This window comes from Sphaerospermopsis kisseleviana CS-549 (assembly GCF_028329225.1).
GTDB lineage: Bacteria > Cyanobacteriota > Cyanobacteriia > Cyanobacteriales > Nostocaceae > Sphaerospermopsis > Sphaerospermopsis kisseleviana.
In genome coordinates this window covers 1-10,475 of sequence record NZ_JAQMTI010000059.1, presented here as the reverse complement: position 1 = coordinate 10,475, position 10,475 = coordinate 1, and the positions used below count along the sequence as shown (strand labels likewise).

Here is a 10,475-nt window from a genome sequence, read left to right as displayed (position 1 = left end):
TGGTAGTCTTTTTCAGAAACTTAATTGGAACACAATCGCGTCTGGCTAAGGCGTGAAAGTCTACTGAGGGATAACTGCTCCCATGCTCCCGTTGAAGTAGAAAGTAAAGTCTAGTTTTGTCTAGGTTTTATATAGCAGTAAGTTGAAACTAAAAAACGCTTGGGGTGGAAACACGGCAACACTCCCAGGCGTTTTTTATTTGGCTGTATTTTCCCTGCAAACGATATATTTAATTTACTAATATAAAATTTCCAAGAAAACTCTTGCTATTCTATTGAACCAGTGATATATTCTAGTTGTGTGTGAGGAGCAAAGTTCAAAAAGCGTCTGGGGTGGAAACACGGCAACACTCCCGGACGTTTTTTGCATAGTATGAAATATAAAAACCAATATTAATATCTATGCCAATTTATCTAAAATGTTTTTCCACTCAATTTCAGAAAGTGGTTGTATTTCAACCTGCATATTAAAACTATCACAAGCAGCAGTAATTAACGCATCTATGATTTTTTCCCGATGGATATTTTCAGGTAGTTTCACAGGTGTAAAAGTATCTTTACCAAAGACTTGTTTAAATAAATCCCCATCTGGGTGTAAAATTATAGAACCATGTTGTAAAATTGCCCTTCCCCGTCGCAGTTGGGCGCTACCAATTAATTTACTACCATCTGCTAAAATTAAATCTGCACCTGTGGCAGTTGCAAAACAGTTAGGGTTGTGAATATAACCACGGCCAGCTTGACCATAGCTTAACTCTACACCGAGTGATCGCCATCCAGCAATCAGAAATTCACAAATCTTTGTATAAGCTTGTAAACGACTACCCGGTATTTCTGAAGTTATGACTGCGTAGGTTAAATCTCCTTGGTGTAAAACTGCTCTACCACCACTAGGACGACGTACTAAATCCAGTTTATCACCATCCCCAGTTAAATTGGTGGTGAGATTTTGCCAATGTTCCGGGTATTTTTTTTGATGATAACCCAAAGAAATCGCAGGAGGCGACCAAGTATAAAACCGCAGAGTAGAAGGATGTTTTCCTGACTCATGCTGTTCTAGCAACCATCTATCAACTGCCATTTGTATTTTACCAGCAGCTGCAAAATAAGGAATTAGTCGCCAAACCTGTTTTACCACAAAATCTATCTAAAATCTAAAATCCAAAATCCAAAATCTAAAATCTAAAATCTAAAATCCAAAATTGCCTATGCTGCACCAAACTCATCTATCAAAGGCTCATCATAGTTATCCGCGATGGTAGCAACAATAGTAATAATACGGGAAATTTCCCCTGGTGACAATTCTGCTACAGTGCGTGTGGAAATGACAACCACCTGATTTTCAATAATGCCAAAACGAGCTTCCAAGGTAACGGTACAGTTCAACTCTAACAGATAACGCATTAATTTTGGTTCATCTTTAGCAGGTAATTTCAGCACCGCAGACCAAACCGTGATAGTATCTTCATCAGTAGTACCTGTGAGTTGTACAAATACTTCCACTGTTCCATATTTAAACTTCCACAGATAAGCACCATCTGGTGTGTGACTCACCATTGCGCTATTATCTTGTTGTAGGGTGCTAATGACGTTTTCAATTAATTCTACATGACTAGGAGCCGATGTTTCAGCAATAAGTTCATCAACTAATTCATCAGGAGTGAGGGTTTCTTGGTAGCTTGTCATACAGATTTTTTCCTCAATATAGTTACTGCTTTAATCTACAACTACTTTATCGTTTGTAGGCAAAATTGGCTTGTGTCACAAGTTTAGGGAAGAGGGAACAGGGAACAGGAAAGAAGAAATAAAGGCAAAAATCAAATATGATTTCTATATTATATCTTGGAATATACCTAATTATCAATATTTTATGCAACAAATAATACCTAGCAATCATGTTTCTATTTCTCCAAGTTTACAAACAAGTGTCCGCAAATTAGCAATAAACCCCAATCAATGGTATGTAGTTGCACGGAGTAAAGAGGTTACAAATAAGCCATTGGCTGTAACGATTTGGAAACAGGCGATCGCACTTTATCGAGATAGTACAGGAAAAGTTCACGCTTTAGAAGATCGTTGTCCTCATCGTCAAGTTAAACTGAGTCATGGGCAAGTAATAAAAAACGAATTAGAATGTGCTTATCATGGTTGGCGGTTCAATAGTGAAGGTGAATGTGCAGCAGTTCCCTATTTAGCAGATAATCAAAAATTGCCAACTTGTCAAATTCGCCGTTATCCTGTGAAAGAACAAGATGGTTTTATTTGGTTATTTCCGGGAAATATAGAACCAAATATAGAACCAAATAAAGAACCAATGGGTTTACCAGAATGGGATAATTTAAATTATATTGCCACAGTTTCCGTGATTCAAACTCAAGCCCATTATTCTTATTTAATTGAAAATTTGATGGATATGTATCACGGACATTTGCATCAAGATTTACAAGCTTGGGCGGAAGCATCACTGCAAAATATTGATGAAGATGAAAATAAAGTTCATGCCCATTATACAGCCCAAAGTTATTATAAAATAGATAAAATTTGGTCAATCTCCCAATTATTTTTTCCTGCTTTGCGTCGGTTGCATCCTGAACCACTAGATGTGAGTTATGTTTATCCTCATTGGGTTTCTACCTTGGGTAATGATTTTAAAATTTACTGTTTATTATGTCCAGTAAACGAGACAGAAACTAAAGCCTATTTAATTCATTTTACCTCACTCAATGCGTTTTGGAGATTACACAAATTACCTGTATGGTTTCGGCGGTTTATTAAAGATAGCTTATTTGGTGCAGCACAGAAATTACTTGACGGTTTGGTGGTACAAGATGTAAAAATGATAGAAGAAGAACAACAAGCTTTTTTACAAAATCCAGAAATTAGAAATTATGAGTTAAATCGAGCTTTGGTAAGTGTGCAAAAATTGATGAAAACTCAAGTTGAAAAATCAAGTTGAAAAATCAAGTTGCAAAATTGGGTGAGGTGTTGATACAGTAGGAGTCAGGAGTCAGGATTAAAATACAAAATCCCTGACTCAAGAAATCAGGGATTAGAAAACAGCTATTTTTTTTTAGCATTTCCCTCACGCTAAAGCGGAAGCTTGAGGTTTCGCAAAAATCATTCTCCCTGCTGAGGTTTGTAAAGCACTGGTGACAACTACCCGTAGTTCAGCACCCACAAAACCGCTTCCTTCCTCAACAACTACCATTGTTCCATCATCAAGATAACCAATACCTTGAGTCGGTTCTTTACCTTCTTTGAGAATTTTCAAATCAATATTATCACCAGGTAAATAAGAAGGACGCACCGCATTTACCAAGTCATTAACATTCAAAACTGGGACTTTCTGCACACTAGCAACTTTTGATAAATTGTAGTCATTAGTTAACAGTGTTCCGTTAATTTCTTGGGCAAATTTTACCAGTTTTGCATCAACTGTATGAATCTCTTCATAGTCTACAGAATTAATTACAATCCTTTCTGGGTAAGTTTCCCGGATGCGGTTGAGAATGTCTAAACCTCTTCTACCTCGCACCCGTTTTACATCTTTACTGGCATCAGCGACTTGTTGCAGTTCCTGTAAAATAAACCGGGGGACAATTATTACTCCTTCTAAAAATCCCGTTTCTAACAATGCTTCAATGCGGCCATCAATAATGCAGCTAGTATCTAAAACTTTAGTATTTGCAGGTTTGAGAGTTCCTTCCACTACTAAAGTTTCCACAGTGTTAGGATTAATTAAGCGTAATAAACCCCGTCCGTGGGTATCTGCTAAATTCATGCCCGTTACGGAAAGGATGATACTGCCAACAACGGCTACTATAGGTTTAATAAAGCTGAAATCTGCGGGAATGGGTAATAAAAATAGCGGGGCTAACATTAAATTAGCCAGTAATAACCCAATTACTAAACCAATGGCACGAGTTAAAATGACTTCTAGAGGCATTTCTTTCACTTGTGCTTCTAAGCGGCGGTAGGTAGTCTGGAAACTTAAACCCACTGCACCACCGATGATAGCAGCAAAGACAGCAACAACTAAGCGTAAAGCGTCTAGGTTGGTTACTCCGTCAAGAGTTCCAGGGGGGAGGAGGTCGGTACTGAAATAACCGATTCCCGCAGAGGCGATAATAAATGAGAGAATGATAGTGAAATCAAGCATGATAATTTTTCCTGCGACTGTGTTTACCCATTAGGGTAAGGTATTTTTTATTTCAACGGTGATTGCTTGGGAAATATGAACTTACACTATAGGTTTACCAGTTAATACAATTATGCAAACATTATACCCAAAGACTTTTCCTTGCATAATTATTATTATTTTTGTTATCAAAAGATGAATTGTTGTAAAGAAACTGAGAATGGGTAATGGGTAATTGGTAATTGGTGATTGGTAATGGGCAATTTATCACCTAATGTAGATATTAAATAAATCTAAAATCTCAAATCTAAAATATTATGAGTTTTTCTGTTCCTACTGCTGCTTATGTACATATTCCTTTTTGTCGGCGGCGGTGTTTTTATTGTGATTTTCCGGTATTTGTGGTAGGCGATCGCTCACGGGGTGAAACATCACATACAATTAGTCAATATGTTGAGGCAGTTTGTCAAGAAATAAACTCTGCACCCACTTTTAATCAACCTTTAAAAACCATTTTCTTTGGTGGTGGTACACCTTCGCTGTTATCTACAGAACAATTACAACAGATTGTAACAACATTAGAAAAGCGTTTTGGCATTGCATCTGGGGTAGAAATTTCAATGGAAATGGACCCCGGTACTTTTGATTTAGCACATATCACAGGATATAAAAATGCAGGTGTGAACCGGGTAAGTTTAGGTGTGCAAACGTTTCCAGCAGAATTGTTAAAAATTGCAGGGCGATCGCACTCAGTTGAAGATATTTTTGCAGCTATTGATTTAATTCACCAAGTCGAAATACCCGAATTTAGCATAGACTTAATTTCTGGTTTACCACATCAGTCTTTAGATCAATGGGAAAATTCCCTAACTAAAGCGGTAGAAATTGCCCCTACCCATATTTCTATTTATGATTTAACCATAGAACCGGGTACAGCTTTCGGACGTTATTACCAACCAGGAGATCAACCGCTACCGACAGATGAAACCACTGTCAAAATGTATCAATTAGGGCAAAAAATATTAACAGATGCAGGTTATGAACATTATGAAATTTCTAACTATGCCAAAAGCGGACATCAATGTCAACATAATTTAGTTTATTGGCAAAATCTGTCTTATTACGGTTTCGGAATGGGTGCAGCTAGTTATGTACAAGGTAAACGCTTTACCCGTCCTCGTAAAACCAAAGAATATTATCAATGGTTAGAAAATGGTGCAATAATTGATTGTGACATCACACCTATAGAGGAAGAATTGTTAGAAACTTTAATGCTGGGTTTGCGTTTAGCATCGGGTTTGAATTTAAAGACTTTAACCCAAAAGTTTGGTACAGAAAAAGTAGAAAAAATTAAACAATGTTTGCACCCTTATTTTGATCAAGGTTGGGTACAAATTATGGGGGAAAAATTGCGGTTAACTGATCCTGATGGGTTTTTATTTTCTAATGTTGTGTTAGCAGATTTATTTGATAAAATGGGAGAATAAGATCAATTTTGAGTAAGCATTCAGCTATCAGTAATCAGTAATCAGCTTAAACCTATAATATAGATAGGAGTTGCTGAGAAAGTCTTTTCGTAGAGGTAGGGAATAGGGAATAATCCTGTAAATTTCGATTTATAATATAATTATCCCTTGGATTATTCTAAAATCTATCATAACATAACCCTCTCAGAAGTCAAGACCCTTGAAATTACGTTGAGTCATTCGCAGCTATTCTCAATAATTTTGGGTGAAAAATGCGGGGTGAAACTTTTTTGGGAAAATTGAGTTAAGAATTGTTAAATGGAACTGTGGCACAAAAAAGCCAGATATTTTCCCTACTTGGTCATATTCCCGAAGCGATCGCTCATCATCATCCCAAAGTTGCAATGATGATTCTTTATTTTCCCCAGTAGTGGGTGATTGGTGATTGGTGACTGGGTAATCAATTTAAAATTTGATCTTTCCCCATCGCTAATCACCTGTTTCTCAATTAATAGCCCCTATTAATTTAAATCAAATATCCCATTTATTCAGATGAAAACTGAAAAACTAATCCGCGTTTATCTGCGTTCATCTGCGTTTTCTATTCTATATTATCTATATTAATAAATTCCAATAAAAAATCTGATCCAGTGGGAATTTCAGTTTTTGGGTATATAAACCCCTTGGATTATTTTCAAGACTATCATAACACAACCCTGTCAGAAGTCAAGACCCTTGAAATTACGTTGAGTCATTCGCAACTATTCTCAATAATTTGAGGGGAAAAACGAGTGTTGAAACTTTTTTGGGATTTTTGGGTCAAAATCATGTTAAAAATTGTTAAGCAAAAAACGCAGATGATCAGAAAGATTTGCGATCGCTCATAATCAACCCAATGTTGCTATGATAATTGTTTATTTTCCCCAGTAGTAGGTGACTGGGGACTGGGGACTGGGAAGAGAAGCAGGGGAATCAGGGGAAGCAGGGGAAGCAGGGGAAGAATATTGAACTTTTACCTTTTACCTTCTGCCTCCTGCCTTCTGCCTTCTGCCTCCTGCCTCCTGACTCCTGACTCCTGACTCCTTTGAAATTATGCTTTATCCCGTTGTTTGGCAGAATAACTCAGTTTTACTCATAGATCAAACCCGTTTACCAAATGAGTATGCAGTGGTAGAAATTCATCGTAGCGAAGATATGGCCGAGGCTATTAGAACGATGATAGTCAGAGGTGCGCCGGCTATTGGTGTTGCTGCTGCTTATGGGATGTATTTGGGTGCAAGGGAAATTGAAACCAGCGATCGCACGGAATTTTTAAACCGTTTAGAACAAGTTGCCCAGTTATTGCGTTCTACCCGTCCCACTGCGGTAAACTTATTTTGGGCAATTGGGAGAATGATGCAAACAGCTTATGAAACTCTGGGAACAATAGCAGAAATTAAACAAATTCTCCTAGAAACTGCCCAAAATATCAACGCTGAAGATATCCAAACCTGTGAAAAAATCGGTGATCACGGTTTAACAGTTTTACCCAAAACCCCAGAAAAGTTAATCATATTAACTCACTGTAATGCCGGTGCTTTAGCAACCGCTGGTTATGGTACTGCTTTAGGTGTAGTGCGTTCTGCTTGGAGAGAAGGAAGACTCACACGAGTATTTGCAGATGAAACCCGTCCCCGTTTACAAGGTGCAAAACTCACTGCTTGGGAATGCGTACAAGAAGGAATTCCCGTTACTGTAATTACTGATAATATGGCCGCCCATTGTATGCAACAAGGTTTAATTGATGCGGTGGTTGTCGGTGCTGATAGAATTGCTGCCAATGGAGATACTGCTAATAAAATCGGTACTTATAGTTTAGCAATTGTAGCTAAAGCTCATAATATTCCGTTCTTTGTGGCTGCACCGATTTCTACTATTGATTTTACCTTAGCTAATGGTAGTCAAATTCCTATTGAAGAACGTCATCCTTCAGAAGTTTATCAAGTTGGTGATACTGTTTTGACACCTTCAGGAGTAGAATTTTATAATCCTGCTTTTGATGTTACTCCCGCAGATTTAATTACAGCCATCATTACAGAAAATGGTGCTTTTGCTCCTGGGGATTTGGTAAAGTGTCATCATAATTCGTGAGCAATTCAATCAATACAGGACTTACGCAAAACAGAACAAAAGTAGGGGTAATTCATGAATTACCCCTACGCAAGAATCAGGTTTTTAGTCCAATCTTGCGTAAGCCCTACAATATTATTTACCCAGAATGACCCGTAAAAGATTTTGTAGTTCTTGACGGTCTATTTCCTGAAGCTGTCCTAATTTTTTAATTACCAATCCTTTTGCAATGGTAGTTAAAACTGGTTTGATAATTGAAGGTTTGATCAAACCAGAATTTTTCCATTCGGGAGCATCCCAATTTTGAAAAAATAATTGTAGCAACACCAAAAACTCTCGTTTAACTCTCTTATCTTTGTGTTCTTTGCACCCTTTGCGGTTCAATCATATCAAGGCTTAGAGCATTTGATTTCGTTGGTTAATTTTTTTAGGATTGATTAACATTATACATATCTATTATATAGTATCATATACTGGTACTCTCATCTCAGAAAATTTTAGCTAATCGTAAGATTTTGTAAAAAATTAATTGAGTTTTGACAAAACGTCATAAATTACCACCCATGAAAAAATTAATTCCCACAATCACTTTAATTCTATCTTGCATTTCTTTGGTTAGTTGTAATAATCCACCAACCAATACAACCACAGCAACATCAACTAATAATACTGTACAATCTCAAACAAAAAATTCACCCACACAGGAAACAGAACAGGAAAATAAAACAGATATCAAAAAAGAAAAAACAACAGAAACAGATCAACCAAAGAAAATAAAATCTGCACCGCAAATTAGTCGTAAAACCACCATCAAAAATAAATCACCGCAAGTTGGTACAGTTAAAGAATTAGTTAATGGTGATTTAATGTGTTATGTCACCTTAGTAGATGAACAAGGTAAAGAAAACCAAGTTGGTGCGAGTTTTGATATTTGTGCAGAAGAAGGAAAATTTTTAAATAAAAAAGTCCGTGCCATTTTCACAGTAGAATCAGTGAATGATTGTGAAAGTGCAGAACCTTGCGGAAAAACTCGTCAAGAATCTATAATTACTAAAATCGAGGTTTTAGAAGATAAAACAACAGCAAAAACCGAAACCAAACCTCAAGCAAATAAAACCCAAACCATTAGTAATGGAGAGTGGAAAATTACTATTGGTAATGCTGACTCTTGGACAGGAGTTAATAATACAGGAAACTTGACATACCAAGGATGTGATACAAAAGGTAACTGTCTTGAATTAACAGGTGGTAAAGTTTCCTGTCGTGATGGAAAATGTGTTACAGGGTGGAGAAATGGAGATTATGTTTACATTTTAGAACAACCGATTACAGAAGATGGAAATGCGGATTCAACTTTAATCGTAAGAAAAGGTGATCAAGAAATTCTCAAAGCGACAGGATTAAAATAAGTAGTAGGTTGGGTTGACAAAAAGAAACCCAACATTACTCATTTTCTTCCTTTGCGTACTTTGCGTACTTTGCGGTTAATTAACCCAAAAATCTGGAAACTACACCGAGAAAAGATGAATAAATAAAATGATCTAACTTCTTGTTAGGTTACGCTGTCCCTTAACCCAATATACATTAAATTAGATTAAACAGGAAAAATTCTTTCTCCACTACCCGGATCAAAAACAAATAAATGATTTAAATCGAAATGCAAATGCAACTTTTCACCGGGATGTAAACGCACACCCCCACCCACTTGAACATTGATAAAACTAGAAGAATTAGGTAAACTCACACGAATTAAAGTTTCTCTTCCCAAAGGTTCAACAACCTTAACTTCTACTGCAAGGGTTGAATTTTCTGGTTGAATTTCTGCTTTACTAATACTAATATGTTCAGGACGAATACCCAAATTACAAATTTGTTCAGGGTGAAAATTCAAAGCAGCTTTGATATTTTCAGGAACAGCTAATAATTGACCACTAATATCAAAATTATCACCCTTATAGATAGCGGGTAAAATATTCATGGGCGGATTACCCAAAAAAGCTGCTACCATTTCATTAGCAGGTAAAGCATAAATAGTTTGAGGATCGCCAATTTGTTGAATTCGTCCCCGATTTAACACTACAATTTTATCAGCTAAAGTCATGGCTTCAACTTGGTCATGGGTGACATAAATTGTCGTAATTCCCAATTCTTGATGTAATTGTTTTAATTCTGCTCTGGTATCATCTCGTAATTGAGCATCTAAATTAGATAAAGGTTCATCGAGTAAAAATAATTGAGGTTGACGTGCGATCGCTCTTCCTAATGCTACCCTTTGTTGTTGTCCTCCAGAAAGTTGTTTAGGTTTTCTATCTAACAGATGTTCCAAAGAAAGCGATCGCGCAACCGTTAACACTCGTTCTTGAATAGTTTTTTTATCCACCTTTCGCATTTCCAACCCAAAAGCGATATTTTGAGCGACGGTTTTATGGGGATAAAGGGCATAATTTTGAAATACCATTGCTACATCACGCGCTCTGGCTGGGATATCATTAACCAAGCGATCGCCTATATATAAATTTCCAGAAGTAGCAGTTTCCAAACCTGCGATAGTTCGTAAAATCGTAGACTTACCGCACCCCGAAGGACCAACTAAAACCCAAAACTCACCATCAGGAATTTCAAAGGTGATATCCTCAATAGCGGTGACATTGTTAAATTTACGTTTAATTTTATCTAAAACAACTTTAGCCATTTCTAATAATTGATAATTGACAATTGATAATTGGGCATTGGGCATTGGGCATTGGGCATTGGGCATTGGGC

9 protein-coding genes are annotated in these 10,475 nt (G+C 36.8%); 4 read left to right on the top strand and 5 right to left on the bottom strand.

Annotated features, from left to right (window positions below; genetic code table 11):
* Nucleotides 1–399: 399 nt before the first annotated feature.
* Together PN497_RS04095 and PN497_RS04090 are read right to left on the bottom strand one after the other, a co-directional pair.
* Complete coding sequence (locus PN497_RS04095) at nt 400–1,080, bottom strand: lipoate--protein ligase family protein (RefSeq protein WP_190347545.1); 681 nt, start codon at nt 1,078–1,080, stop codon at nt 400–402.
* A 125-nt stretch (nt 1,081–1,205) separates the two neighbouring features.
* A complete protein-coding gene (locus tag PN497_RS04090) occupies nt 1,206–1,685 on the bottom strand; it encodes a YbjN domain-containing protein (protein WP_096571942.1) in 480 nt (159 codons plus the stop codon).
* Between the two features lie 184 nt (nt 1,686–1,869).
* Here PN497_RS04090 and PN497_RS04085 point away from each other — a divergent pair, with 184 nt between their 5' ends.
* A complete protein-coding gene (locus PN497_RS04085) occupies nt 1,870–2,955 on the top strand; it encodes an aromatic ring-hydroxylating dioxygenase subunit alpha (RefSeq protein ID WP_096571941.1) in 1,086 nt (361 codons plus the stop codon).
* A 126-nt stretch (nt 2,956–3,081) separates the two neighbouring features.
* Here PN497_RS04085 and PN497_RS04080 read toward each other — a convergent pair whose 3' ends face one another.
* Nucleotides 3,082–4,158, bottom strand: coding sequence for a PIN/TRAM domain-containing protein (locus PN497_RS04080; protein ID WP_096571940.1), 1,077 nt, complete (start codon nt 4,156–4,158; stop codon nt 3,082–3,084).
* 296 nt (nt 4,159–4,454) lie between these two features.
* On the opposite strand from PN497_RS04080, the gene hemW reads away from it, so the two are divergent.
* Together hemW and mtnA are read left to right on the top strand one after the other, a co-directional pair.
* Complete coding sequence (gene hemW / locus PN497_RS04075) at nt 4,455–5,624, top strand: radical SAM family heme chaperone HemW (RefSeq protein WP_201277585.1); 1,170 nt, start codon at nt 4,455–4,457, stop codon at nt 5,622–5,624.
* 1,071 nt (nt 5,625–6,695) lie between these two features.
* The gene (gene mtnA / locus PN497_RS04070) at nt 6,696–7,733 is read left to right on the top strand and encodes an S-methyl-5-thioribose-1-phosphate isomerase (RefSeq protein ID WP_096571938.1); all 1,038 of its coding nucleotides are present in this window, start codon (nt 6,696–6,698) and stop codon (nt 7,731–7,733) included.
* A gap of 114 nt (nt 7,734–7,847) precedes the next feature.
* On the opposite strand, the gene PN497_RS04065 is transcribed toward mtnA, so the two are convergent.
* Nucleotides 7,848–8,039 carry a hypothetical protein gene (locus PN497_RS04065; RefSeq protein WP_190648419.1) on the bottom strand — a complete coding sequence of 64 codons (192 nt, stop codon included), beginning with the start codon at nt 8,037–8,039 and terminating at the stop codon, nt 7,848–7,850.
* Between the two features lie 209 nt (nt 8,040–8,248).
* Between PN497_RS04065 and PN497_RS04060 the strand changes: the two genes are divergently transcribed.
* Nucleotides 8,249–9,121, top strand: coding sequence for a hypothetical protein (locus PN497_RS04060; protein ID WP_272109677.1), 873 nt, complete (start codon nt 8,249–8,251; stop codon nt 9,119–9,121).
* 185 nt (nt 9,122–9,306) lie between these two features.
* On the opposite strand, the gene PN497_RS04055 is transcribed toward PN497_RS04060, so the two are convergent.
* Nucleotides 9,307–10,404, bottom strand: a complete 1,098-nt coding sequence (locus tag PN497_RS04055) for an ABC transporter ATP-binding protein (protein ID WP_096571936.1) — start codon at nt 10,402–10,404, stop codon at nt 9,307–9,309.
* Between the last annotated feature and the right edge of the window lie 71 nt (nt 10,405–10,475).

Bases quoted from the DNA above. Each gene is read 5' to 3' on its own strand.
- PN497_RS04090 (WP_096571942.1), bottom strand. From the start codon at position 1,685: ATGACAAGCTACCAAGAAACCCTCACTCCTGATGAATTAGTTGATGAA.
- hemW (WP_201277585.1), top strand. From the start codon at position 4,455: ATGAGTTTTTCTGTTCCTACTGCTGCTTATGTACATATTCCTTTTTGT.
- mtnA (WP_096571938.1), top strand. From the start codon at position 6,696: ATGCTTTATCCCGTTGTTTGGCAGAATAACTCAGTTTTACTCATAGAT.
- PN497_RS04055 (WP_096571936.1), bottom strand. From the start codon at position 10,404: ATGGCTAAAGTTGTTTTAGATAAAATTAAACGTAAATTTAACAATGTC.
- PN497_RS04085 (WP_096571941.1), top strand. From the start codon at position 1,870: ATGCAACAAATAATACCTAGCAATCATGTTTCTATTTCTCCAAGTTTA.
- PN497_RS04095 (WP_190347545.1), bottom strand. From the start codon at position 1,080: ATGGCAGTTGATAGATGGTTGCTAGAACAGCATGAGTCAGGAAAACAT.
- PN497_RS04080 (WP_096571940.1), bottom strand. From the start codon at position 4,158: ATGCTTGATTTCACTATCATTCTCTCATTTATTATCGCCTCTGCGGGA.